This window comes from Hymenobacter taeanensis (assembly GCF_013137895.1).
GTDB classification, from domain to species: Bacteria; Bacteroidota; Bacteroidia; order Cytophagales; family Hymenobacteraceae; genus Hymenobacter; species Hymenobacter taeanensis.
In genome coordinates this window covers 1,317,658-1,342,140 of record NZ_CP053538.1, presented here as the reverse complement: position 1 = coordinate 1,342,140, position 24,483 = coordinate 1,317,658, and the positions used below count along the sequence as shown (strand labels likewise).

Here is a 24,483-nt window from a genome sequence, read left to right as displayed (position 1 = left end):
TTGTCTTACGCGTGCAGCAGCGCCGGCACCTTGCTGTCATCTTCCAACGTCAGGCTGATTCGCTCGCGCTTATCGAACTTCTACAACTCCTCGTGCCGGCGCCCGCTAATGAGTTGAAATAGCCACCGGTCCAGCTCTTCTGCCAAATGCTTCGCCGTCGACCACCAGCTGATGCCATGTCTGCTTTCAGATTCAGCTGCTCTAGGTACTTGCGGATACCCGCGAAATACACCTTGATAGTCGCATCCTAGTAGGTGCTACTGATACTCCTTGGCTATCTTTTGCGTCACCTTGCTCAACTTTTCAAGCAGAGCCGCATCATAAAGCCGGTTGAAAGTATCCGCCACCGACTTCACTACATTAACTAGTTGGGCATTGATGTTGGTAAGCAAATCAGGGTGAGTAGACATCGTTCCTTCTTCCTTCACCGTCAGCATGCGCTCACCCAACACCATCTGCGAATCGCTCTGTCATAGCTTTTCTACCTCCCCGTCACTCCATACCTATTGCGGCAGGATGGTTTCGCCCGTATGTACCTGCAATTCTCCCCCACGCCACCGCGCTGTGAGTCGTATAGGGCACAATCCACTATGGTTGGTGGCCGCCAGCCGCGAGTACAGCCGCACGCTGATTTTCTTCTTGTAGGGTATAGAACGGAGCATTACAATCGACTGGTTTTCATTTATGTCCCGGATTATACCTAAAATAACCGAACATATGACCGAATTTCAAGCGGCCAATCTCTCCCCCAAGTGCCCTGGCGTCACCAAAAAGGCATAAACGCAAAAACACCCGCCAAGTATCGGCGGGTGTTTTCAATTGTAGCGCTCCCTCCTGGGCTCGAACCAGGGACCCTCTGATTAACAGTCAGATGCTCTAACCGGCTGAGCTAAGGAAGCGGTTATGGCGGCGTATTTTGCCGTTGCTGGTGCAATATTAGAGCAAAGTTTTTGAAGCTCCAAACATGCGTTTAGAAAATTTTTAATCGCTTTTTTTAATTAGTGATAGTCAGAAGGTTGCCGGAGAGGGCCGTGTTGTATTGTCGTAAATTTCTGGTAGCTGGCCCCCCCTGCACCTGTCCTTGGAAGCTAAACTGCGAGGTGCAGCACGGGTCGTAGAGCCGGATAAACGGATCAATTTTAACTCGGGCACATGTATCCAGCGGCTGGTAGGGGCAATTACGCTCGAAAGCTAGGTAGCTGGAAGCGTTTTGGCGCACTACAATAATGCCTCTTACACCGCCATTGATGTACACGGCCCCATTATCAAAGCGCAGGTTGCTGTTCTTCTGGTCAGTGAGCACAACCAGCTCATTAACGGTGGCCAGCGGAATTTGGGGCTGAGCATCATTGGAATTGCTGCAGGCGGCCAGCACGACAGAAGTAGCCAGAATAGCCGCAAGAGCAACTGAGCGAAAAGAAGATGAAAGCAAGGAAGGCATACGGATACAGGTAAGGCGTACTAGCTGAAACGAAGTAAAGACCACTTAGGTATGAACACGCCAAGCCACGGAGTAAGTACAATTGGCTGACCAAGTACAGACAGACAAGCCCGAAGGCAGCGGCATAGTTTAGTAAGACAAAAAAGCTCTCCTCCGGTAATGGAAGAGAGCTTCTCAGGAGCCAGGTAAACCACGTAGAGTGGCCTAGGCCTACTGCACGCCTTCAAACTGGCGCAGGAAGCGTAGGTCGTTCTCCGTAAAGAGACGTAAGTCTTTGATCTGGTACTTAAGCATGGTGATGCGCTCAATGCCCATGCCCCAGGCGTAGCCGCTGTAGCGCTCCGGGTCGATGCCGGACTGCTCCAGCACAGCGGGGTCAACCATACCGCAGCCGCCAATTTCTACCCAGCCGGTATGCTTGCAGATGTTGCAGCCCTTGCCTTTGCAGATCAGGCAGGTAATGTCAATCTCGGCACTGGGCTCGGTGAAGGGGAAAAAAGAAGGGCGGAAGCGCACCTCCATATCATCTCCGAACAGCTCCTGCACGAAGTGGTATACGGTCTGCTTCAGGTCGGCGAAGCTCACGTTCTCATCCACGAACAAAGCCTCTACCTGGTGGAACATCATGTGGGCCCGGGCCGAGATGGCTTCGTTGCGGTACACGCGGCCGGGCATAATGCTGCGGATGGGCGGCTTCTGGGTTTGCATCACGCGCACCTGCACGGGGCTGGTGTGCGTACGCAGTACCCACTCCTGCTCGCCGGGCGTGCGGCGCACAAAGAAGGTGTCCTGCATATCACGGGCCGGGTGGTTCTCGGGGAAGTTAAGGGCCGTGAAGTTGTGCCAGTCATCCTCAATCTCGGGGCCTTCAGCTACGTTGAAACCAATGCGGGCCAGGATACGCACAATCTCTTCGCGCACCAGGCTCAGGGGGTGGCGGGTGCCCAGGGCATTAGGGACCGTAGGTAGGGTATAGTCGAAAGTAGGATCGGCGGGAGCATTGGCCGTGGCGGCTTCCAGCTCCTGCTGGCGCTGCTCAAACTTTGCTACTGCCTGCTGCTTGAGTTGGTTAAGCTCCTGGCCTACGGCTCGGCGCTGGTCTTGGGGTACTGTTTTTAGCTGATCAAACAGATCCGCTAACTGGCCTTTGCGGCCCGTGAAAGCAATCCGGAACTGATCCAGCTGTTCCGGGGTGGTTACGTCGTACGCTTCGATTTCGGCCCGCAGCCGCGCGATGTTGTCCTGCATAATGCTGCAAAGGTAGGCGTTGCGAAGATGAATTGCCGGGGCCTTTTCACGGAGTGGCCTAGACTACAAAAAATTGGTACGGTTGCTGCCTAGAAGCTAAGTACAAGCGGCAACTGAGGCTGAACGTGGGGCGCCACCCGTCGGCCGGCCAATTCCAGGCCCGGATGTGCCGGGTGAAGTGTTTCTTTTTCTGCTTCTTCCCAATGAAACGTTTTCTGCTTTCCGCCGTCGTAGTGGCGGCCTTCTTCAGCGCGCCCACTGCCCGGGCACAAACTAGCTCCACCCCACGCAAGCCCGCCAACTCCAGCGTAGCCCCTGCCGCCCGCCCCGCAGCCGAGGCGGAGTGGCCTACGCTTGAAACCTGGAACACGCCTACCACCTCAAGCGGGTGGGAAACCGCCGCTACAGCCCCCGACGCCGACCCTATGATGCATTCCTCGGGGGTACTAGTGGCGCCGGGCATGAGCTCCTCGCCTTACCGTGGCACCAGCACCGACTATAATGGGCGCCCCGTGGCCAAAGCTAAATCTATGCGGCCCCGCTCGGTGGTGGTAGAATCTGATGACCCCATGATGCATTCATCAGGCGTGCAGATTGCGCCCGGCATGAACACAGCTCCTTACCGGGGCGTGAGCACTGATTATAACGGCCGCCCATTGCGCAAAGCCAGCGCTAATAACTCTATGGCCGCCGAAGTAACTACTGCGGGCTCGGTGGCGGCGCAATGGTAGGCTAAGCATCTTTAAGCAAGTGGCCTAGCACGGCCCGGTCATTCATCCGTGGCCGGGCCGTTGCCGTATGTAGAGGCTCCAGCCATAGTGCGCCACTCACACTTCATCTCGCCGCTTATGAAAATGCACGTACTCTCCCTAGTAGGCGCCCTTGCGCTGCTCGCTTTTCTTGGTACTCCCGCTCAGGCGCAACAGACCAAAAAGAAGACTACTTATAACCGAGCCCGGTCGGGGGCTTATGCCCGTTATGACCGCTCAGGGCGCCGTGATGAGGAAAACCTAAAACTGGCCCCGGGTATGCGCCTGAATATGCCCAGCCCACCCACTACCGATTATATGGGCCGCCCCCTGAAAAAGAAGCCAGCCAGGCCAAGCACCAGCACAACTACGTTATCGGCAGGTACTACTCCGGCAACGCCCGTAAAAGCGGCTGCTCCGGCTAAAAAGCGGCGGTAGTGAAATATCATGAGGGTAAGTGGTTTTTGACATCAGAAATAAGTAACTTATTAGATGTCAAACCATTTAAGCTCATGGTTATGAAAAACTCCCTGTTTATGACGGTGCTGGTAGGCGCAGTCAGCACCTGTAGCTGGGCGCAAGCTCAAACGGCTGCTAAAGCCAGCCGCAAACCAGCAGTGGCAGTGGCCAAAGTAAAGCCAGCAGCCACTCCACTAACGCCCTTTCAGCCAGTAGCAGCCGATGCGGCATCTGGTATTGATGAGTTGGAGTTGAGGGCTGCCCCAGCTGCTCAGCCTGCTGCTACTCCCTCTGAAAAGGCAACTCTGCCTAGTGAGGCAGCCCCTGCGAGCCAGCCGGCAACTTCAGGCAAGCCACGCTAAGTATCTTCGGGAGAGCAAAAATAAAGCGTAAATTCTCAGCGCAGAAAAAACATTGCAAAGAAAGCTCAGGGCAGAATACTGAACCGCAGTACGAGTCGTTGAGGCTTTTGGCTCTTCATCATAACGTAACACCCAGGAACTTCTGCTAATTCTCAGCGTTTAGGAGAAAAATCTGGGAGGCATAATTTCCTGACCTGCCTGGGCTACCGTAACTTGCAGCTTCATTTCCTCAACTGGCTATTCGATGACTCGTTTCTTCTTTCCCATACTTCTGGTAGGCGGGGTGCTGGTGGCTTCTTCAGCCCAGGCTCAGTCTAAAAAGTCCTCCGATGGGTGGGGCTCTTCTGATGGCTGGGGCGCACCCGCTCCCGCCAAGAAAACCACTACTACCACGAAGGCCGTAGCGCCGGCAGCACAAGCTGCTCCCGCAACGCCCGCACCCGCATCAGCCGCTCCTGCAGGGGCTGAGGCCGCTGGTGGCTGGGGTGGGGCTTCAGGGGCTGCCGCTGGTGGCGGCGCGGCAATGTCGGGGGCTGATGCTCCGCAGCCAATTGGGGCGAGCATTGCACCTGGTTTTACCGCGGCTCCTTCCCGGCGCCCAACCACTGATTATCGGGGGCGCCCACGGGCACCTTACGTGCGCCGCACTATCCGGACTGAAGATCCTATTCCGCCAGCACCAGCTCCCATTCCTGTGGCAGCACCTGAGCCAGAGCCAGCTCCCGTAGCAACTCAGCCCGCAGCTTCCAAGGCTGCTGCAGCCTCGGCTGGTACCAAAAATGCTGGTAACGCTACTACCACCAAGCAGTCTGTAGCTCCCGCTAAGAAAGCCGCTCCGGCCAAGAAAAAAGCCGATGATGGTTGGGGAAGCGGTGGTAGCGGCTGGTAAGTCACTCGCTACTGGTGCCTACCATACTTAAACAAACAGAGCCCGACTGTTACTGTAACAGTCGGGCTCTGTTTGTTTAAGTATGGTAGGCACCAGTTGTGCTAGGCCACTTTATTCTGCGGCCTCAATTAGCAAGGGCGTAGCTTCAGAAGCAGTAGCCAATTGCGGCTGGGCACGGTAGTAAAGGGTGCTGCAGTTGTCGGGCCGGAGTACTTCCTGGGCTGCGGCGAGTACCCGCTCGGGAGTTACGGCTTGCACTTTGGCGCTTTCCTGATTTACCAGGTCGGCGTCGCCGAGGAGCTTGCTGTAGGCCAAGTTCATGGCCCGGTGCAGAAGTTCAATCTCGCTGAACACAATGCTGGCCTCAGCCTGGTTCTTTACTTTCTCCAGTTCCTGTTCTGCCACTAGCTCCTCACGCAAACGAGCTACTACTTGCTCTACGGCGGCATCTGCTTCTTCCAAGGAAACTCCCGCATTTAGCTTGCCGCTCACCACTAAGAGGCCGGGCTCCAGTGAGCCCATGACGGAGGCTGAAATAGAGTTGAACAACGGCTGCTCTTTCACTAGCTCCTGATACAAACGGCTCGACTTGCCCCGGCCCAGCACGTCGCTGAGTAGGTCCACATCGTAATAATGAGCATCACCGCGGCCGGGCATGTGGTATACTTTATACAGCGCTGAAACCGGTACTTCAGCCCTTACTTCCAAGAAGCGGGCTTCGGTTTGGCGAGGCTCCTGGGGCAGCTGGCGCTCGTAGCGGGTGCCAGCCGGAATAGGCCCGAACCACTTCTCGGCCAGGCGCTCTGCTTCAGCCCGCGTGACAGCGCCAGCTACTACCAGCACGGCGTTTGAGGGAGAATAATGTTTGGCGAAGAAGTCACGCACCTGCTGCATGGTAGCGTCTTCGATGTGGCTGACCTCTTTACCAATGGTAGCCCACTGGTAGGGGTGGTGCTGGTAGGCCAGGGGCCGTAGCTTCAGCCACACGTCGCCGTAGGGCTGGTTCAGGTAATTCTGTTTGAACTCTTCCACCACCACTTTGCGCTGCACCTCTAGGCCATTCTCCGAAAAAGCTAAGCTCAGCATCCGGTCCGACTCCAGCCAGAAGCCGGTTTCCAGGTTCGCGGCGGGCAGGGTGAGGTAATAGTTAGTAATGTCGGGGGAGGTGAAAGCGTTGTTCTCGCCGCCCACCATCTGCAGGGGCTCGTCGTAGCTGGGAATGTTCACGGAGCCCGAGAACATCAGATGCTCAAACAGGTGGGCAAAGCCGGTGTGCGCCGGGTCCTCGTCGCGGGAGCCTACGTTGTACAGGATGTTAAGCACGGCCATGGGCGTGCTGTGGTCTTCGTGCACTAGGCAGCGTAGGCCATTGGAGAGCGTGAATTCTTCGAATTGAATCATAGGTAGAGGCAGGGGAGGGGCCAAGAGGCCAACAATATACCTAACCAGCCGCCAGAAAGAGAAGTTTCGGGCGGCTGGAGCAGGGAAGTTGCCAGATGTACGTACGCGGCTACCGGGTAGGTTTACAACGTTGCGCGCAGGCCTGGCAGTATGGCACGGGCCGCTCGCTCGGTGCTGGCAATGAGATACGAAGCGGCTGATGAACCGGCAAAACCGACAACTGAGTAAAAGCCACAATACTGACTGAAGGTGAAGATGTGCTGATTTCTTTCCGCTGATATGTTACATGAATTGCCCTCCTACACTTTAATGCAGGCCAGGAAAGCTGCATTGTGTGTGCTTGCTGCCTTTGGAGCTTATAAGTTGTTCCGCCAATAGCTCTAAGCTTTGCCGACCTGTACAGATGGTGAAAACAGAGAAACTAGCCCCGGAAGTAGATGCCTAGGCTACTGCTTTTCACAAAGCCAGCTTCATGATTTTCCTTCCAACCCAAACCCGTACTTTTGGCGCCACCCACTACTCAGTTCGCTTTCCGTTATGCACTTCGACCGCAAGGACTACTCCAACGAAACCCTTCTGCATCTGTACCAGGGCCTGCTAAAGCCCCGTCTGATTGAGGAGAAGATGCTTATTCTGCTGCGGCAGGGAAAAGTGAGCAAATGGTTCTCTGGTATTGGGCAGGAGGCCATTTCGGTGGGCAGCACTCTGGCTCTGGAGCCCGACGAGTACATCCTGCCCCTGCACCGCAACTTAGGCGTGTTTACGGGCCGCAATATTCCGCTAGACCGCCTTTTTGCGCAGTGGCAGGGTAAAAATACTGGCTTCACTAAGGGCCGCGACCGGTCGTTTCACTTCGGCACCAACGAGCACCACATTGTGGGCATGATTTCCCACCTGGGCCCCCAACTGGCCGTGGCCGATGGCATTGCCCTGGCCGATAAGCTGGAGGAACGGCCCAAAGTAACGCTCACCTATAGCGGCGACGGCGGCGCCTCCGAGGGGGACTTCCATGAGGCCCTGAATGTGGCTGCCGTGTGGCAGCTGCCCGTCATTTTCATGATTGAAAACAACGGTTACGGCCTGAGTACGCCCTCTAACGAGCAATTCCGCTTCAAGCAGTTCATTGATAAAGGACCGGCCTACGGTATGCAGGCCATTCAGGTTGATGGCAACAATGTGCTGGAGGTGTATGACACAGTGCGCCGCCTCGCCGAGGGGCTGCGCCGTAACCCGCGCCCCGTATTAATAGAAGCCCTCACCTTCCGGATGCGCGGACATGAGGAAGCCAGCGGCACTAAGTACGTGCCTCAGGAGATGTTCACGGAGTGGGCCCAAAGGGACCCCGTAGAGAACTACGAAAAGTGGCTGATGCAGGAAGGGGTTCTGGACGAAGAAGCCCGCCTACGCTTTCGCGAGACTATTAAGCGTGAGATTGAGGAAGGTCTGCGCATTGCTGATGCCACCCCCATGCCCACTGCTGATGTTGCTCTAGAGCTAGCGGATATGTACGCGCCAGTTGGAGAGCTAAGGGGGGAGAGCATAGAGCCGAGAGCCCAGGAAACAGATGCGGTAGCAGTTTCGCCTCTCAACTCTCAGTTCGCAATTCTAAATTCTTCCCTAAGCACAACCACCGACAAACGCTACGTAGATGCCATTTCTGACGGCCTGCGCCAGAGCATGGAGCGCTACCCTGAGCTGGTGCTCATGGGCCAGGATATTGCTGACTATGGTGGCGTGTTTAAAGTGACCGATGGCTTCGTAGGCCAGTTTGGCAAAGGGCGAGTCCGCAATACGCCGCTCTGCGAATCTGCCATTGTGGGGGCGGGCCTGGGCCTGAGCATTAAGGGCAAGAAGAGCATGGTGGAAATGCAGTTTGCTGACTTCGTGACCTGCGGCTTCAATCAAATTGTAAACAACCTGGCCAAGAGCCATTACCGCTGGGGCCAGAACGCCGATGTGGTAGTGCGCATGCCCACCGGGGCTGGCTCGGCTGCGGGCCCTTTTCACTCCCAGAGCAACGAGGCGTGGTTTACCCATACCCCCGGCCTGAAAGTGGTATTCCCCAGCAACCCCGTAGATGCCAAAGGCTTGATCTGCGCGGCCATCGAGGACCCTAACCCCGTGATGTTCTTTGAGCACAAGCTGCTGTATCGCAGCCTCACGGCCCCCGTGCCCGATGCCTACTATACCACGCCCATTGGCAAAGCGGCGCTGGTGCGCGAAGGCGACGAAATGAGCATCATTACTTACGGAGCCGGTGTGCACTGGGCCACCGCCCTGGCCGATGAGCTAGGCCTGTCGGCTGATATTCTGGACCTGCGCACCTTGCTGCCCTGGGATGAGGAGGCCGTGCGCAAAACCGTGGAGAAGAATGGCCGCGTTATCATTCTGCACGAAGACACGCTAGTGGGTGGCCTAGGTGGTGAAATTGCCGCCTGGATTGCCGAGCACTGCTTTGAGCACCTTGATGCGCCTGTGCAGCGCGTGGCCTCCCTGGATACTGCTGTGCCCTTTGCGCCACCGCTGGAAAAAGTATTCCTGCCCCAGCAGCGCCTCCGCCAAACCGTAGAAAAGCTGCGCAATTATTAAGCGCTAGGCCACCTTTACTGTCGTTCCGACGCGCACGGAAGCCGTGTTACTGGCCTAGCGTCTAAGCCAGCTTCCGGATGCGTCGGAATGATAGTTATAGGTTTCGCTAGGCCACTCATGCTGCAAATTTCAAAAGTGTACCTATAGCTATTTGTGTATTTTGCGGAGCTTATGCTCTTGGTAAGGGCCGAATGTATACTAGAATGAACCTCTCCGGAGCTTTCCGCCGTCTGTGCCTGCTTGTTATTGCCGGGCTTTTATTGTTTACTGCGCCCGCCTGCCACAGCTATCGGATTCCGAACCCGAAGGGACCACCCCAGCCCAAGATAAAAAAGGCAGCCAGTGCCGATAACCAGGCCGCTAATGGACAAGCTTTATCGGTAGAGAAAGAAGACGTAAAAACGCAGAAAAACAGCTACGATAAACAGGGGCTGCTGAAAAAGCCCAAGTATGAGCGGCGGCGTGTAAAGCGCAAGGTAGGCCAGCGTAAGTTTCTGGGAATTGTGTTACCCTTTTAGCCGGCTCCTCGTTAAGGAAAAGGTATACCGTCAAGTTATCATCTTACTGCCCTTCTATGCGTTACGTATTGCTCGTCACCACGCTGCTGCTAGGCCTGTGCACCGTGCAGGCCCAGGCCCAGCTAGCCCCCACCAGCCGCGGCAAGCAGCGGACGGAAAGCCGGCGGGCCCTCCGTGATGCGCGCCGCTACCCCGCCGAGTATAAAGACTCGCACCTGGTGGTAACCAAGCCCGAGCTGAAGGAAGGCAACGGTGGCCGATTAGCGGCTCTCGAACCCAAAGACGACCGGAAGAGTTATAAGTTTGACCGTTCCGGCGCGCCTCGCGTTAGTGAACCGTCCCGCGTTTCGCTCCGTCTGCGGAAAAAAGACAAAGAGCCTACCCCCTAAATCACCCGCACTAAGTTATGACGCCCTGGCAGCCCCTTACCCAAGCAGAGCAGCTCACTGATATCGTACGCGAGTCGTATGAGCAGCCCATCATTATCTTCAAGCACAGCACCAGTTGCTCTATTAGCGCGGCCGCCAAAGCCAAAATAGAGCGGCAGTGGTCCGAGGCCAACCTCGACAGCACGAAGCTGTACTACCTCGATCTACTGCGGTTCCGGCCTATTTCCAATGAAATAGCGGAGAAGTTCAGCGTCCGGCACGAGTCGCCCCAGTTGTTGGTAATTCAGAACGGGGAGTGTCGTTTTGATGCCTCGCACATGAGCATCCGCCTCAGTGATGTGAAGGAGGCGGTAGCCGTAAAATAGCAAAAGATGAATAGGGAGCCGAGCCTGCGCAACTAGCGGAGGCGGGCTCCCTATTCATCTTTTCTACACGTTGGTGCGCTAGTTTTCGCTAGGCGTAAATAAACCGAACCTCTTGCTGAATTTCCGGGTTCAGGCTGAGAGCTACCGGGCAGGTGCGGGCTGCATTTTCAAGAATAGTTCGCTCTTTCTCGGGTAATACGGCAGGCATCCGGAACGTTACATCAATCTGACGGATCCGGCGCGGCTCCGCTGCCATATGCTTGGTCACATCATACGTAACGCCCGTCAGGTCTACCTCGTGGCGCTCCGCAACAATGCCCATTATGGTCATCATGCACGAGCCCAGCGCGGCACTCACTAGGTCGGTAGGAGAGAAGGCCTCTCCCCGGCCGTGGTTATCCACGGGCGCGTCGGTGAGGATGGTATTGCCGGAGGCTACATGCGTAGCCTCAGTGCGTAGATGGCCGGCGTAGCGGGCGGTGGCAGTGCTCATAATACAGGATGAAAATTGGCAGACTGATGCTCGTAAATTTACGTACTTTCGGTAGTGTTGGCAGATTTTGCACTAAGTGCGAAGCTGCGCTTGACTTTTTTTCCCTCAAACCCGTGCATACACGTCTAATCTTCGGCGGCAGCTTGCTGCTTACTATCCTGGGGGCGGGCTTGTCTGCGCGGGCCCAGCAGCGCCGCACCACGTTGCTGCCATCCAGCAACGAAGACCCCTCTTACCGGAAGGAATTCGTGTACGGGGTTAACTTTAATACGCGCGGCGGACTGATTGGAGGCGTGTCGGTGCGTTCCATGAAACCGCTTAACCAAGATTGGTCCCGGTTCTGGAGCGTGGAGGGGGTAGAGGTAAAACACCCTAAGGAGTACAAGCTGCCCACTCCATTCGGAGGGCTTTACGTTGATGGCAAGGCCAACTACATGTTTGTGGTGCGCCCTTCGGTTGGCCTCCAACGCGTGATTTTCCGCAAAGCACCCGAATCAGGCGTGCAGGTGAATGCCCTGGTGGGTGCAGGCCCTTCGGTAGCGCTGCTCATGCCCTACTATATCACCTACGACTATACCTTACGCGACAGTCGCAACAACCCTATTGGGGCCACCGACTACCGCAACGAGCAGTACGACCCCCAGATTCATACGCAGCAGCGCATTGTGGATCGGGCCCCCCTCTTCTCCGGAATTGGAGAAACCACGCCTACTATCGGAGCGCACGTGCGTGGAGCACTGAGCTTTGAGTACGGCCGCTACCGCGATGCGGTGGCCGGTGTTGAAACGGGCTTTCTGTTTGAGGCCTACACCAAGCGTCTCACTATCTTGCGGGCACTAGGCATGCCTGATGATAAGCTGAATACGCTGTTTTATCCCTCAGTATATCTGACAATTTACTTAGGGCACCGGAGTTAATAACTACTAGGCTGTTCAGTCATGATGAGAAGGCCTTTCCCAGCGGAAAGGCCTTTTTGTATGCAGGGGCCTGCTGGCTGCTAAGCCAGCCCTACTACCTAGGCCACCACTTCGGGAACATTTTCAGCGCTACCGTGTCTGAGTAATACGCATTCCATACTTCAATACCCACTACCTTTGCTGCATGAATGACCTGTTGCTGACTTTGCCCATCATTCAGCCGGAGGCGGCTGCTCCCGTAGCGCCCGCCAAGCCGCGTAAGCCCGACTGGCTACGCGTGAAGCTGCCCGTGGGACCCGCTTACGCCAATGTCCGCCGCTTGGTGGATGAACATAAACTGCATACCATCTGCGAAAGCGGCAACTGCCCCAATATGGGTGAGTGCTGGGGCGCAGGCACCGCTACGTTCATGATTCTAGGGAACGTGTGCACGCGTTCCTGCTCGTTCTGTGCCGTGGCCACTGGCCGCCCCACTGAGTTTGATACCGACGAGCCCCGCCGCGTAGCCGAAGCCATTCAGCTAATGGGCGTGAAGCATGCCGTAATTACCAGCGTGAACCGCGACGAGCTGAAAGACCGTGGCGCTAGCATCTGGTACGAGACGGTAGTGCGTGTAAAGGAGCTAAGCCCCTCCACTACCATTGAGACCCTGATTCCGGACGTGAAGGCCAACTGGGCCGCCCTCGATACCATGATTGCTGGCGGCCAGGAAGTGGTGTCGCACAACGTGGAAACGGTGGGTAGCCTCTACCGTCTCGTACGCCCACAAGCTAAGTACGACCGTAGCCTGGAGCAAATCCGCCGCACCAAGGAAGCTGGTAAGCGCACCAAGTCGGGGATTATGCTGGGGTTGGGTGAAACCAAGGAAGAGATGTACCGCGCCATGGACGACCTTGTTGCTAATGGCCTCGACATTTTGACCCTAGGCCAGTACCTCCAGCCCACTAAGCGCCACTTAGAGGTAGCCGAGTTTATCCACCCCGACCTCTTTGCTCACTACCGCGAAGAAGGCTTGGCTCGTGGCCTTAAGTATGTAGAAAGCGGCCCGCTGGTACGCTCCAGCTACCACGCTGAGCGCCACGTGAACGTGCCGATCTAATCCTAGAAATCTAGTATCAACAAAAAAGCCGTTTCTATAACAGAAAGCGGCTTTTTTGTTGCCTATAGACTGGTCATGACTATTGTCATTACGAAAGAGAAAGTGAATTAGTACCTTTCTCCTGAACAGGGTTTATTCTGATTAGACAATTTCGTGCAAGAGTTATTTTCTATTCGGGGGCGGCTCCGGCGGCAAACGTACTGGTTTCGTACACTCGCTATTTATGGGTTGGTTATGCTGGCCTACGCTCTGGCTAGTCAGGTGCAATACGCCTCCCCCAAGAGCGAAATGCTGGCCGCGGCAGGAGTAGGTCTGGTAATTTTTCTGGGAATAATAGTGGCTAATATTCAGGTAATCAAACGGCTGCACGATACCAACCTGAGCGGCTGGTGGTGGTTGCTGTTTCTGCTACCCATAGTCAGTTATGGCCTGAGCATCGGGATGAGCTTTGTAGAAGGTACGCGTGGGCAAAACCGTTTCGGCCCCGACCCCAAACGCCCACGAGCGTACGAAGATGAACTTACTGCTGAAACCGCATAAAAAAACAGCCTCGCTACCGTAGCAAGGCTGTTTTCTGGGCCACTATGTGGCAAGTGCTTAACGGCTGGCTTGCTGATCCTGGGGCGGATAAGTGCCCAGAATGCTGCCTACGATGCGGTAAACCTCCTCCTCAGAAATTGTCTGGTTGTCTACCTGCGCCTGGCCTTGGCCGCGCCAAGCAAGCTCCTTACGGTTTGCATCAACAAAGTCGATGATAACGGTGCCAGCTTTATAGTCGGTTACTAAGTTGCGGTTGTAGAAGCCTCCGTAACCATAGCCGTAGTAAGGGTAACCGTACGGACTGTACAGGCCATTGTTAGTAGCGCGCTGCTTCTCCTCTACTTTAGCCGAGTAGGCAACGTACAGGTCAGGCGCTTTGTCGACGCGGGTAAGGCCCTTGGCCGTCATCTCGCGCTCCACGGCAGTACGAATACGCTTGTCTAGAAACGACTGGTAGCCTTGAGCCGGGCCACCCTCTGAGTCGGTGGGCTGCTCGGGGTACCACGCCCAGGTTTTGTAGGTGCGGAAGTTAATGGAATGGTCGAAATCGTTGGTAACCCCAACGCGCGCCGTGCTGGCGCAACTGCTAACGCCCAGTAATAAGGCCAGGCTCATGGCCGCCAGCGACATCCGGCGGGACAGAAAACGGGTGATGAGATTCATGTTCAGACGGAAAAGACAGTGAAATTCAAACGAGTTTCCGAGGCCTTCTAGTATACTCCAAATGAATGAGAGCAGGCTAAGCAAAAACTACAATATTCTAACAACTGAGCCAGGGCGGTCGTTCCCGAATAGTAGGCTTGCCGACTATGTATCAAAAGTTTATTTCGGGAAACTGTTCAGTGGTCTTGAAATATATCTATCTTCCGGAGGCTGAAATAACTTCCTTTACTCTATGAATAAAATTGTACTTCTCTTTGGTAGCTATTTGCTGCTTACATCCTGCAGTGCCTCCCGCGACGACTCACGTGGTAACCGCACCTCCGCAGGCCCGGTTGCTCACAATACTGTAGTAGAATGCGTATTGTACGATGGCATGAACAAGGAGTCTAAGCAGCTGACCACCATCGGCTCAGACACTGAAGTACAAGTAATGGATACTGTAGACGCGTATTTCCTGAAAGTACGGGTAACCGTCAGCGGAAAAACTGAAAATGGGTATATGTATCGCAACTGCTTTAGCAACAAGTAAGTAGCTGGTTTAGCTGGGCAGTAGTCAACTCTTACTGCTAGGCCACCTCTCCAGCAATAACCAATAGCAAACAAAAGCCCCACCTGCCAGCAGGTGGGGCTTTTGTTTAGCCAATACAGGCTGCCTAGGCCACTAAGAACTAGTAAGAAGGACCCTTATCAGTAGCTACCAGCTTCTCTTCCTGATCAGCGTACTCCTCAATGGAAGTGCACGAGCAGATGAGGTTACGGTCGCCGTACGCGGAGTCGATACGGGACACGGCGGGCCAGAACTTAAACATGCGGGCGTACTCAGTGGGGTACACGGCCTGCTCACGGGTGTAGGGGCGGGTCCACTCGTGGGTGAGGGCCGTGGCCGCCGTGTGCGGGGCGTGCTTCAGCAGGTTGTCCTTGGCGTCGGCGCGGCCGGCTTCTACCTCCGCAATTTCCTTGCGGATGCCAATCATAGCCTCAATGAAGCGGTCCAGCTCCTCCTTGCTCTCCGACTCCGTAGGCTCCACCATCAGCGTGCCCGCAACCGGGAACGATACGGTGGGGGCATGGAAGCCGTAGTCCATGAGGCGCTTGGCAATGTCCTCTACCTCAATGCCGGCCTTCTTGAACTGGCGGCAGTCGAGGATCATTTCGTGGGCACAGCGGCCGTTAGAACCAGTGTACAACACGGGGTAGTGCTCCTCCAGGCGGGCCTTAATATAGTTGGCATTCAGGATAGCAATGCGCGTTGCCTGCGTCAGACCCTCGCCGCCCATCATAGAGATGTAAGCGTAACTGATGGGCAGGATGCTGGCCGAACCCCAGGGAGCCGACGAAACAGCCCCTTCCGTACGGCCGTCAGCATCAACCACTACGTGGCCGGGCAGGTAGGGAGCCAGATCAGCAACAACACCGATAGGTCCTACGCCAGGTCCGCCGCCACCGTGGGGGATGCAAAACGTCTTGTGCAGGTTCAGGTGGCACACATCGGCACCGATGGTGGCGGGCGAGGTGAGGCCTACTTGGGCATTCATGTTGGCGCCATCCATGTACACGCGGCCGCCATGCTGGTGAATGGTCTCGCAGATATCGATGATGGTTTCCTCGTACACGCCGTGCGTGCTGGGGTAGGTCACCATCAGGCAGCTCAGCTTATCGGCGTACTGCGCGGCTTTGGCTTTCAGGTCAGCCACATCAATGTTGCCTTCCTCAGTGCTCTTCACCACAACCACCTGCATGCCAGCCATAACAGCCGAAGCGGGGTTAGTACCGTGAGCCGAAGCCGGAATCAGGGCCACATTGCGGTGCTGGTCGCCGCGGGCATCGTGGTAGCCTTTAATGGCCAGCAGGCCGGCGTACTCACCCTGAGCACCGGAGTTAGGCTGCAGGCTCACGGCCGCAAAGCCGGTTACCTCGCACAGCCACGCCTCCAGATCCTTGAAAATCTCGGCGTAGCCCTGCGCCTGCTCGCGCGGGGCGAAGGGGTGTAGGCCACCAATCTCGGGCCAGGTCACCGGAATCATCTCGGCGGTGGCGTTCAGCTTCATGGTGCATGAACCCAGTGCAATCATGGAGTGAGCCAGGCTCAGGTCCTTGTTTTCCAGCTGCTTCATGTAGCGCAGCATCTCGTGCTCACTGTGGTGTGAGTTGAAGATGGGGTGCGTGAGGTAGCTGCTCTTCCGGATCAGGCTATCGGCCCAGTTCACCGAAATTTCCTCGGGCAGGCTCAGGGTTTTGCTCTCACCTTTACCGAGCACCTTACTGAACACAGCCACAATAGCGGCTACGTCCTGAATCTCGGTGTTTTGGTGCAGCGAAATGCCCACGCGGGGCGAGCCGTGCTCCTCAAAGTAGCGGAAGTTAATGCCGGCATTCTCTGCTTCCTGCTTGATAGCGTTCTGCAGCTCTTGGCTTTCCAGCTTAATGTCGAGGGTGTCGAAGTAGAACTGATTGCGCTGATCCAGGCCCAGGGCTTTCAGCTCCGTTTCCAGCACCTGAGTGAGGGCGTGGATGTTGGTAGCGAATTGCTTGAGGCGCTGCGGACCGTGGTACACCGCGTACATACCAGCCAGCACCGACAGCAGCACCTGGGCGGTGCAGATGTTAGAGGTAGCTTTTTCGCGGCGGATGTGCTGCTCGCGGGTCTGCAGGGCCATGCGGTAGGCCTTGTTGCCCGCGGCGTCAATGCTCTGCCCAATGATACGGCCCGGAATTACACGCTTGAACGCGTCTTTGGTAGCCAGGAAGCCAGCGTGGGGTCCGCCATAGCCCATGGGTACACCAAAGCGCTGGGAGTTACCCACAACCGCATCGGCACCCATTTCGCCGGGAGGCGTGAGCAGCGTCAAGGACAGTAAGTCGGCGGCCACGGTCACAAACAGGTTGTTGTCGTGCGCCTTCGAGATGAAGTCGGTGTAATCGTACACGGCACCATCGGCGGCGGGATACTGCAGAATGGCGCCAAACAGGCTCTCATCCGTCAGGTCGGCGGTGCGGTGGTCACCTATTACCAGCTCAATGCCCAGCGGCGTGGCGCGGGTGCGCAGCACGTCAATGGTCTGGGGCAGTACCTGCTCCGAAACGAAGTAGCGCGTGGCGTTCTTCTTCTTTGAGAGGGAGTGGAACATGTGCAGGGTCTCGGCGGCAGCGGTGCCCTCGTCGAGCAAGCTGGCGTTGGCAATTTCAAGGCCCGTCAGTTCCATCACCATTGTCTGGTAATTGATGAGGGCTTCGAGGCGGCCCTGAGCAATTTCAGCCTGGTAGGGCGTGTAGGCCGTGTACCAACCTGGGTTCTCCAGGATGTTGCGCTGAATTACGGGGGGCAGCTGGGTGTCGTGGTAGCCCAGGCCGATGTAGTTTTTGAACAGACGGTTCTTGCCGGCGATGCCTTTGAACTTCGCCAAAAAAGCCCGCTCCGTGAGGGCAGCGGGCAGGTTCAGCGGCTGTTTCAGGCGGATGGCCGCCGGCACGGTTTCGTCGATGAGCTGGTCAAGCGACTCCACACCGATGGTGCGCAGCATCTCAGCCACCGCCGCGTCGTCGGGTCCGTTGTGGCGGTCCACGAATACATCAGCGGGCTTGGGTTGAAGCAACATAAAAGAAGGGTAGAGGTGGCGGGAAAAACCGGCCGCCGAAGCAGCCGAACCTGTAACAAAGGTAAGGCGAAAACTTCTCCCAGTACCACACAGAAAGTAGGAGAAATCAGGGCTTTTAGGTCAGGCCCCATCCCCAGCGCCCCCTCCGGAAGAAGGAGTGTTTTAGGACAGCAAGCGTTTGGTGCCCCGCTCCCGAGAGGAAGAGGCTGGGGCTGGGGTCTGCCCCTATCACTTAAATAATTTAACCAGATTTAAGGCCGCATTCCCTGACTTCCCCTTCCACCCACCTTACCCCCTATGCGTTCTATTTCCCTTGGCCTTATCTGTGAAGGCAAAACGCCGCCCGATAAACGGGTGCCCCTCACTCCCAAGAAATGCGCCGAAGCGCAGAGCCAATACCCCGGCTTAAACATAATAGTGCAGGAAAGCCCCATCCGTTGCTTCTCCGATCAGGAGTACCGTGACATGGGGATTGAGGTCCGCCCTGATGTTTCAGACTGCGACATCCTGCTGGGAGTGAAAGAAGTGCCCGTAGGCCAGCTCATCCCCAACAAAACGTATATGTTCTTTTCGCACACCGTGAAGAAGCAGCCCGCCAACCGGGAACTGCTGCGTCAGGTGCTGGCCAAGAACATTACCCTCATTGATTATGAGTTGCTGACCGACCGGGATGGTGGCGACAGAATTGTGGCCTTCGGACGCTGGGCCGGCATTGTAGGGGCCTATAATGGGCTGCTGACTTACGGCCGTAAGCATAGCCTATATACCCTGAAGCCAGCTTATGAGTGCCTCGATATGGAGGACATGCAGGAAGAGTTCTTCAAGGTGAAGCGCCTACCGCCTATTAAAATGGTTGTGACGGGCTCGGGCAGAGTAGCTCAGGGGGCCGTGGAAGTACTGGACAAAATGCGCATCCGGCGCGTAAGTGTGTACGACTACCTCTATCACGACTTCAACGAGCCAGTGTATACCCAGCTCCGCAGCTCGGACTACAACCGCCGCCGCGACGGGCGGGTATGGGATACGCCCGATTTCCACCGTAACCCGCAGGAGTACGAATCTACGTTTCAGAATTTCGTGCCCGTAACTGACTTGCTGATTGCATGCGCCTACTGGCACCCGGCCGCGCCGCGCCTGTTCGAGGAAAAGGATACCCGACTGCCCAACTTCCGCATTAATACTATTGCTGATGTAACCTGCGACGTGAACGGCTCTATTCCTACAACTAAGCGCGCCACCAGCATTACAGAGCCCGCCTTCGACTACAACCCGCAGACTGGTGAGCTAGAAGCCGCCTACTCACGGCCATCCAACATCACCGTGATGGCCGTGGATAACCTGCCCTGCGAGCTGCCTCGTAACGCCAGCCGCGATTTCGGCCGCCAACTGCTCGATAACGTGTTTCCGCACCTGCTAAGCACTGGCCCAGATGATGACGTTGTGGAGCGTGCTACCATTACACGTGATGGCCAGCTATTGCCGCGCTACGAGTACTTACGTGATTACGTAAGTTAATTGCTGATTTTAACTTTTTGCTTACTTGTTACTTGCTGGTTTGTAGTTAGCAGCCAGCAAGTAACAAGTAAGCAGTGGACTAAATATTCCGAAGCACGGGGTAACGCGCCTGTATCAGCATATAAAGGCCGTAAGCCATCAGGCCTAGCGCTACAATGCCCAGCACAAGCGGCCCCATAGTAGCCAAAAAATCAAAAGCTTCGTCGGTGGTGCCCACGGCTTCGGCCCGCGACTGGCGTCCGGCCTGCACGAAAAAATACCCGATTATACTCAGCACAATACCGCGGGCCGTGTAGCCAATTTGGCCGGTGCGGTACACCAGGTTTTGCTGGTTGGCGGGCAGGTCGCTGGAGCTTACGTGCTTGTGAAAAGAGCCTGAGTACGCCCGGTAAATCTGGTAGAGGCCGCTGCCAATAGTTATCAGGCCAACGGCAATAATAATCCACTCGCCGGCGGGCCAGTTAAGTACTTTGGCGGTGAGAGTTTGTTTGGTGCTGTTACCGCTGCTATCAGCGCTGCCGCTAAAGGCCAACTGAGCCGCGTACCACGCTACCCCGGCATACAGCAGGCCACTACCGGCATAGGCTATGCGCCGCCCAATGCCTTTAGCACCTGAGCCTTTGTTTTCAGTATCGAGCACAGCCTGGGTGAAGCGCCAGATAATGTAGCCGAGCAGGCCTAGCGCCACCAGTCCTAGCAATACTTGGCCGCCGGGCAAATCTTGGAGGGTATGCACAGCCTGTTTTTTAGTGGCCGTTTGGCCACCACGCTGCCCGGTAGCCGCTAGCAGCGCAAGTAGCCCCATTAGTACATACACTACCCCTTTGGCCGCGAAGCCAAAGCGGGCCATGGCCTTGATACCGGCCGATGGAGAATGGGGAACGTTTGAGAGTAGGGTGTTAGAAAGGGTCATAGGGCAAATTCAAAAGGAGGTAGAGAGTCTTTTGTACGGGCCTACGAGAAAAGCGTACCGGCTAGCTAATAGCGAGGCCGGGGAGAAGACCATTGCCGCCCTAAGTGGCCTACCAACTGCTTAGGCCGATAAATGCGGGCACCTCGCTGAATGAGAGCTTTATTAGCCGGCAAATCGAGGGTCAGCACAGACTTGGAGCGCGCCATGGGGCTGGTTAGCAACCGTTCCAGACTACCGCCGGGCCGCACGTAAGGGATAAATAAGTCGTCGGCCATATCTACCATCAGTAGGTTGCGCAGGTACGCCGACTCAGGCGTAACAGTAGTAACCTCTTCGCTGAACCGGCTCAGGAACAGCAAGTGGCCTAGCTCAATTTCGCGGCTATATTCCATGGAAAGACTTGTCTGGATACCTCGGCCCAAGACATATAGAATAGGCTGCTTAGGATCTTGACGCAGGTAGCGGAACACCGACTGCTCTAACTGGGAGTGGAAGCTTGACAGTACGCAACGCCGATGCATGCGCTGCTCTAGGGCCCACAGACAGGTAATGCGCTCAATACTGGCAGGGTATTTCCGCGAACAAAAAAATGCCGTCCGAGGCAATTCTAGCAATGACTTGTTCCCCAACAAACACAGCTCTTCAACAGGAAAGATCATTGAAAGTAGTTAATATACAGAGTGTTATACTGTTAACATCAGAACCGGTAATATGTTCCTCTGCCTGCGCACCCCAGACAAGGTCAGATACAAAAAGCCCTGCGTTTTCAGGGCAGGGCTTTTTGAGAGTTACTAACGTTTAAAAGGTGCGGTGAAACCAGGACTTGATATCGTCAATGGCGTCGCCGGTTTTGTGTTGCAGGCGGCCAAACCACTCGTCTTGCTCACCTTCGTTGTAGGTCAGGTCATCGTCGGTGAGGTTGCCCCACTTCTGCTTAGCCTGGCCTTTAATTTCGTTCCAGTTACCGCGAGCACGTAGCTCGGTTTGGTCGTTGATGTTGTTGTTATTCGCGTCCATGGTTAAAAGGAATGGTGGGAGAGATGGGATGTGAAAGATACTCCTTCTTACGGACGAGCTTATCCCTAAGTTTAACTTGGCCACGAGATTGAATAGAAAGCCCGAATTCTGTTTGGAGTGTTGATTTTCAGTAAACTATAAATATACAGTGTGCGCAATATTGACTGCGCCTACTGCCGTTTGCGCCGGACGGGCATTACCACTTCCTTAGGGTGCTTTGCTCCGTTGCTTGAACCAGGCGCTAGCTTGCGTTGAGCGGCACGTCTGAGCTCTGGTTCTTCTTTAGGCAATGAATGCTCAGCTGATAAGGCTGCCAGCAGTTCTGCAGGGGCTATTGGAGTGCCCACCGAGGCCGTTTGCTCAGTCCAAAACTCGTTAGGGCGGGTTTGAGCATTAGCAGAGGTGCTGGCAACACTCAATAAACCTACAATGATCGGAGCGTATAGGATGTAGCGCATAATAAATTGTATGAATGGGTTATTGTGCTGGTACGGAAGCTGAGGAATTTAGTGCAACCTGCTGTGCTGCTTTTAGACTTCGCCTGGGCACTCCATGAATTGATAAATGGTTGTTTATGAGTGAGTAGTAAATTCTTTACGGGATAAATTAAAATACTCTAAATCTGTCGGATATTGAGCCATTATCTACTATCGCATTATCCGCACATACGCCTAATGGATGATTTAAGAACTACTCTCGCTACGTTCTCGCCCGACGACCGCAAGGACTTCGCACGCTTTATCCAGCGCCAGCGCCGTAAGCAGAAAGGCCGTATGGACTCGCGCCTGTATGAGCTGCTATTGCACCAGAAGGAGTACTCAACGGAGGAGCTGTTAGAGCGCCTCTACCCCGAGGAGCCTAACGCCACGGCCTATTATGCCCTGCGCAAGCGCCTCATGCGCCACCTCACCGATTTCCTGTTGCTGCGCCAGCGCCAGCAAGACCCTACTGCGGCCTCCTCGGTGCGGGGGCTGCTAACTATGGCCCAATACTTATTTGAAGTAGGCGTACCCCGCTTGGCCTGGAGCACCCTGCGCAAGGCCGAAAAGCTGGCTGGTTCCCATGAGCAATATGAGCTGCTGAATACCGTATATAACCACCAGATTGCCCAGGCCGGCAGCAAGCATGCCGATGAGCTGGAGGATATCATCCGGAAACGCCACCTCAACAAGAAATACGCCGATGAAGAGGAGCGCGCCAACATTGCCGACAGCCTGATTCGGCAGCGGCTCCGGGCGGCGCGGGTGAAGGGCCGGGCCGGCGAGTCGTTTGATGCCATTTTGCAGGAGGTACTGCGCGAGTATGATTTGCAGGAAGCCTTTGCCCGGCGGCCCTCGCTGCTGTTCCGGCTGATGTCGATTGCGCGCTCAGCCATGCTCGTGCGCCGCGACTTTCTATCTTTTGCGCCCTTCGTGATGCGCTGCTACCACATCATGGAAAAGCGGCATGGCTTTCAGCCGGCACACCGCGATGCGCAAATGGGCTTGCTCTATATGATTGCGCACGCCCTCTACCGCACGCGGCGCTTTCGGGAATCGGTGGAGTACCTGGAGCGGCTGCGGGAACTGATGGATGGTGGGGCCCGGGGCCGCCCTATGGGACTGGTTCCAAAGTACACCTTCCTGCTGGCCGCCAACTACGCCTTCTTGCGCCGCAATGCCGAGAGCATTAAGCTGATGGAAGAGGTGCTGCGGACGCCGCTGGCCCCTAGGGAGCAGCTTACCGCGCGCCTAGGGTTAGGTTTTCACTACTTCGCCGAAGGCCAATACCATAAAACCAACCAGGTGCTGCAGGCCATTGGCCGCTCTGACCACTGGTGCGAGCAGGAGATGGGGGTGGAGTGGGTAGTGAATCGTAACATGGGCGAGATGCTGGTGCAGCTGGAAATGGGCAACCCCGATCTGGCTCTGAACCGGCTGCGGGCCATTGAGCGGCTCATGCGGGAACGGTTTGGGCCGGATGGTGGCCCTTATGCTACTGTGCTGGTGTACCTGAGCCTGGTGCGCGAAATAATTGATGATCCGGCAGCAGCCCGGCGGCCGGGCTTTGCGGAGCGGGTAACGAACGTGCCCGCCTTTGCACCCCTGGAGCAGGAAGATTTGCAGGCAGTGAGCTTCTACTGCTGGCTGCGCGCCCGCTCTATGGGGCGCCCGTACTACGAGGTGCTTTTAGAAATTGCTAATGCCCCTGATCTGGCAACCATAAGCTAAAACACAACGGCCGCTTCTGCTAGCAGAAGCGGCCGTTGTGGGTCTGTGGTGCTGGCCTAGGCCAGTACGTAACTAGTTATTGCGAACTTCAGCCTTCGTTTCGGCGGCAGCTTCGTTGGCAGCGGCTTCCGTTTTGGCAGCCGCCTCTTTGGTTTCGGCAGCCGCTTTATCGGCGGTGTTTTCTATGGCCTGGCCAGCATTCTCGGCGGCATTCTCAGTGGTAGCGGCGGCATTATTGGCTTCGGCAGCGGCAGCATCGCCGGCGTTTTCGGCGGCAGCCTCGGTGTTGGCAGCAGCGGCGTCAGCATTTTCTTTGCCTTCCTGGGTGCACGAAGCAGCGGCGAAAGCAACAGCAGAAGCGAGGAACAGAGATTTGAAGGAGAATTTCATGGTACTTGCGTATGATAGGTGGTTGTGTAAAGCACAACAGGGAGTGCTTTCTAACCCTTAATCACTTACTCGATAAAAAGTAACCCATGCGCCAGTGAGTAGTAGTTGGCTGGCTTGCCCATAACGCCACGGGGCCTGGCTCCGTAGCCCTGCTAGTGGCCTAGCCCTCTTTATTTCACCAACTCTCCCCCTTCTTTGCTTGACTTTGCCTTTATCCGTTCTGGGCGTGCCCGCCGTTATGGGTTGGTAGCAGCGTGTCTCATGCTTGCCACTGGCCTGGCCAAGGCACAAATCCGCAATGGTTTCCAGCGGCACGACGGAACTACCTATCTCATCCGCAACGGTGAGGCCCGCCCCATGACCCGCGACACGCATCTGCCCAATGGCCGCGTCGTCACGCGCGATGGGTTTGTGGTGCAGCGCGATGGCCAGCGCACGAAGCTACCCGAGGGAGCCGGCTGCACGCTGCTAGGCCAGTTCGCCACCATAGATACTGAGGCTGATGGGCGTTTGGCGTTATTTACCGGCAGTGCAGGCCGGTCTGCGCCTAACGTGGTGGAGCCGGCCGCAATAAGCCAGCTCCAACGGTGGTTTGGCAAACCCAGTCGTGGCAAAGCGAAGGGCCACTATAAAAAGGGAGGCAAGCACAAAGGCCGAGGCAAGGAGGATTAAGCACAAGGTGGCCCAGGGCGCGCAACCAGCTACTCCTGGGCTAGGTGT

General features: G+C 56.0%; 26 protein-coding genes and 1 tRNA gene. 15 read left to right on the top strand and 12 right to left on the bottom strand.

What is annotated here, in order from left to right; all coding sequences use genetic code 11:
- Window positions 1-257: 257 nt before the first annotated feature.
- The 4 genes from HMJ29_RS05700 to pheS all read right to left on the bottom strand — a co-directional run bounded on the left by HMJ29_RS05700 (window position 258) and on the right by pheS (window position 2,689).
- Window positions 258-410 carry a hypothetical protein gene (locus HMJ29_RS05700; protein WP_171590565.1) on the bottom strand — a complete coding sequence of 51 codons (153 nt, stop codon included), beginning with the start codon at window positions 408-410 and terminating at the stop codon, window positions 258-260.
- Window positions 411-825: 415 nt separating this feature from the next.
- Window positions 826-899: transfer RNA gene (locus HMJ29_RS05695), tRNA-Asn, on the bottom strand.
- Window positions 900-994: 95 nt separating this feature from the next.
- Entirely contained in the window at window positions 995-1,441 is a 447-nt protein-coding gene (locus HMJ29_RS05690; RefSeq protein ID WP_253805665.1) for a Rieske (2Fe-2S) protein, read from the bottom strand.
- 210 nt (window positions 1,442-1,651) lie between these two features.
- On the bottom strand, window positions 1,652-2,689 hold the full coding sequence (pheS, locus tag HMJ29_RS05685) for a phenylalanine--tRNA ligase subunit alpha (RefSeq protein ID WP_171590564.1): 1,038 nt from the start codon (window positions 2,687-2,689) through the stop codon (window positions 1,652-1,654).
- Window positions 2,690-2,892: 203 nt separating this feature from the next.
- On the opposite strand from pheS, the gene HMJ29_RS05680 reads away from it, so the two are divergent.
- The 4 genes from HMJ29_RS05680 to HMJ29_RS05665 all read left to right on the top strand — a co-directional run bounded on the left by HMJ29_RS05680 (window position 2,893) and on the right by HMJ29_RS05665 (window position 5,148).
- A complete protein-coding gene (locus HMJ29_RS05680) occupies window positions 2,893-3,420 on the top strand; it encodes a hypothetical protein (protein WP_171590563.1) in 528 nt (175 codons plus the stop codon).
- Between the two features lie 117 nt (window positions 3,421-3,537).
- Window positions 3,538-3,876, top strand: a complete 339-nt coding sequence (locus HMJ29_RS05675) for a hypothetical protein (RefSeq protein WP_171590562.1) — start codon at window positions 3,538-3,540, stop codon at window positions 3,874-3,876.
- Between the two features lie 80 nt (window positions 3,877-3,956).
- Window positions 3,957-4,259, top strand: coding sequence for a hypothetical protein (locus HMJ29_RS05670; RefSeq protein ID WP_171590561.1), 303 nt, complete (start codon window positions 3,957-3,959; stop codon window positions 4,257-4,259).
- A gap of 244 nt (window positions 4,260-4,503) precedes the next feature.
- Window positions 4,504-5,148 carry a hypothetical protein gene (locus HMJ29_RS05665; protein WP_171590560.1) on the top strand — a complete coding sequence of 215 codons (645 nt, stop codon included), beginning with the start codon at window positions 4,504-4,506 and terminating at the stop codon, window positions 5,146-5,148.
- Window positions 5,149-5,259: 111 nt separating this feature from the next.
- Here HMJ29_RS05665 and HMJ29_RS05660 read toward each other — a convergent pair whose 3' ends face one another.
- On the bottom strand, window positions 5,260-6,549 hold the full coding sequence (locus HMJ29_RS05660) for a M16 family metallopeptidase (RefSeq protein ID WP_171590559.1): 1,290 nt from the start codon (window positions 6,547-6,549) through the stop codon (window positions 5,260-5,262).
- Window positions 6,550-7,086: 537 nt separating this feature from the next.
- Between HMJ29_RS05660 and HMJ29_RS05655 the strand changes: the two genes are divergently transcribed.
- The 4 genes from HMJ29_RS05655 to ytxJ all read left to right on the top strand — a co-directional run bounded on the left by HMJ29_RS05655 (window position 7,087) and on the right by ytxJ (window position 10,410).
- Window positions 7,087-9,138 carry an alpha-ketoacid dehydrogenase subunit alpha/beta gene (locus HMJ29_RS05655; protein WP_171590558.1) on the top strand — a complete coding sequence of 684 codons (2,052 nt, stop codon included), beginning with the start codon at window positions 7,087-7,089 and terminating at the stop codon, window positions 9,136-9,138.
- Between the two features lie 203 nt (window positions 9,139-9,341).
- Window positions 9,342-9,656, top strand: coding sequence for a hypothetical protein (locus tag HMJ29_RS05650; RefSeq protein ID WP_171590557.1), 315 nt, complete (start codon window positions 9,342-9,344; stop codon window positions 9,654-9,656).
- Window positions 9,657-9,712: 56 nt separating this feature from the next.
- Window positions 9,713-10,045: a hypothetical protein gene (locus HMJ29_RS05645; protein ID WP_171590556.1), complete on the top strand. Its 333-nt coding sequence runs from the start codon at window positions 9,713-9,715 to the stop codon at window positions 10,043-10,045.
- A gap of 17 nt (window positions 10,046-10,062) precedes the next feature.
- The gene (gene ytxJ, locus HMJ29_RS05640; protein ID WP_171590555.1) at window positions 10,063-10,410 is read left to right on the top strand and encodes a bacillithiol system redox-active protein YtxJ; all 348 of its coding nucleotides are present in this window, start codon (window positions 10,063-10,065) and stop codon (window positions 10,408-10,410) included.
- Window positions 10,411-10,498: 88 nt separating this feature from the next.
- On the opposite strand, the gene HMJ29_RS05635 is transcribed toward ytxJ, so the two are convergent.
- Window positions 10,499-10,903 (bottom strand): OsmC family protein, encoded by a 405-nt coding sequence (locus HMJ29_RS05635; protein WP_171590554.1) that lies wholly within the window; start codon window positions 10,901-10,903, stop codon window positions 10,499-10,501.
- Between the two features lie 113 nt (window positions 10,904-11,016).
- Here HMJ29_RS05635 and HMJ29_RS05630 point away from each other — a divergent pair, with 113 nt between their 5' ends.
- The 3 genes from HMJ29_RS05630 (at window position 11,017) to HMJ29_RS05620 (ending at window position 13,459) form a co-directional block, all read left to right on the top strand.
- Window positions 11,017-11,820, top strand: a complete 804-nt coding sequence (locus tag HMJ29_RS05630) for a hypothetical protein (protein WP_171590553.1) — start codon at window positions 11,017-11,019, stop codon at window positions 11,818-11,820.
- Window positions 11,821-12,016: 196 nt separating this feature from the next.
- Window positions 12,017-12,919, top strand: a complete 903-nt coding sequence (gene lipA / locus HMJ29_RS05625) for a lipoyl synthase (protein WP_171593267.1) — start codon at window positions 12,017-12,019, stop codon at window positions 12,917-12,919.
- A gap of 153 nt (window positions 12,920-13,072) precedes the next feature.
- Complete coding sequence (locus HMJ29_RS05620; RefSeq protein ID WP_171590552.1) at window positions 13,073-13,459, top strand: DUF805 domain-containing protein; 387 nt, start codon at window positions 13,073-13,075, stop codon at window positions 13,457-13,459.
- Window positions 13,460-13,516: 57 nt separating this feature from the next.
- Here HMJ29_RS05620 and HMJ29_RS05615 read toward each other — a convergent pair whose 3' ends face one another.
- Complete coding sequence (locus tag HMJ29_RS05615; protein WP_171590551.1) at window positions 13,517-14,122, bottom strand: DUF4136 domain-containing protein; 606 nt, start codon at window positions 14,120-14,122, stop codon at window positions 13,517-13,519.
- A gap of 232 nt (window positions 14,123-14,354) precedes the next feature.
- Between HMJ29_RS05615 and HMJ29_RS05610 the strand changes: the two genes are divergently transcribed.
- Window positions 14,355-14,651 carry a hypothetical protein gene (locus HMJ29_RS05610; protein ID WP_171590550.1) on the top strand — a complete coding sequence of 99 codons (297 nt, stop codon included), beginning with the start codon at window positions 14,355-14,357 and terminating at the stop codon, window positions 14,649-14,651.
- A gap of 139 nt (window positions 14,652-14,790) precedes the next feature.
- Here the strand turns inward: HMJ29_RS05610 and gcvP are convergent, their stop codons facing one another.
- Entirely contained in the window at window positions 14,791-17,718 is a 2,928-nt protein-coding gene (gcvP, locus tag HMJ29_RS05605) for an aminomethyl-transferring glycine dehydrogenase (RefSeq protein WP_171590549.1), read from the bottom strand.
- Window positions 17,719-18,015: 297 nt separating this feature from the next.
- On the opposite strand from gcvP, the gene HMJ29_RS05600 reads away from it, so the two are divergent.
- Window positions 18,016-19,233, top strand: coding sequence for an NAD(P)-dependent oxidoreductase (locus HMJ29_RS05600; RefSeq protein WP_171590548.1), 1,218 nt, complete (start codon window positions 18,016-18,018; stop codon window positions 19,231-19,233).
- A 79-nt stretch (window positions 19,234-19,312) separates the two neighbouring features.
- On the opposite strand, the gene HMJ29_RS05595 is transcribed toward HMJ29_RS05600, so the two are convergent.
- The 3 genes from HMJ29_RS05595 to HMJ29_RS05585 form a co-directional block, all read right to left on the bottom strand.
- Window positions 19,313-20,146: a DUF1206 domain-containing protein gene (locus tag HMJ29_RS05595; RefSeq protein ID WP_171590547.1), complete on the bottom strand. Its 834-nt coding sequence runs from the start codon at window positions 20,144-20,146 to the stop codon at window positions 19,313-19,315.
- Window positions 20,147-20,211: 65 nt separating this feature from the next.
- Window positions 20,212-20,805 (bottom strand): DNA-binding protein, encoded by a 594-nt coding sequence (locus HMJ29_RS05590; protein WP_171590546.1) that lies wholly within the window; start codon window positions 20,803-20,805, stop codon window positions 20,212-20,214.
- Window positions 20,806-20,944: 139 nt separating this feature from the next.
- Window positions 20,945-21,163, bottom strand: a complete 219-nt coding sequence (locus HMJ29_RS05585; protein WP_171590545.1) for a CsbD family protein — start codon at window positions 21,161-21,163, stop codon at window positions 20,945-20,947.
- A gap of 674 nt (window positions 21,164-21,837) precedes the next feature.
- On the opposite strand from HMJ29_RS05585, the gene HMJ29_RS05580 reads away from it, so the two are divergent.
- Window positions 21,838-23,373, top strand: coding sequence for a hypothetical protein (locus HMJ29_RS05580; RefSeq protein WP_171590544.1), 1,536 nt, complete (start codon window positions 21,838-21,840; stop codon window positions 23,371-23,373).
- Between the two features lie 72 nt (window positions 23,374-23,445).
- On the opposite strand, the gene HMJ29_RS05575 is transcribed toward HMJ29_RS05580, so the two are convergent.
- The gene (locus tag HMJ29_RS05575) at window positions 23,446-23,763 is read right to left on the bottom strand and encodes a hypothetical protein (protein WP_171590543.1); all 318 of its coding nucleotides are present in this window, start codon (window positions 23,761-23,763) and stop codon (window positions 23,446-23,448) included.
- 261 nt (window positions 23,764-24,024) lie between these two features.
- Between HMJ29_RS05575 and HMJ29_RS05570 the strand changes: the two genes are divergently transcribed.
- Complete coding sequence (locus HMJ29_RS05570; protein ID WP_171590542.1) at window positions 24,025-24,435, top strand: DUF6799 domain-containing protein; 411 nt, start codon at window positions 24,025-24,027, stop codon at window positions 24,433-24,435.
- The last annotated feature ends 48 nt before the right edge of the window (window positions 24,436-24,483 follow it).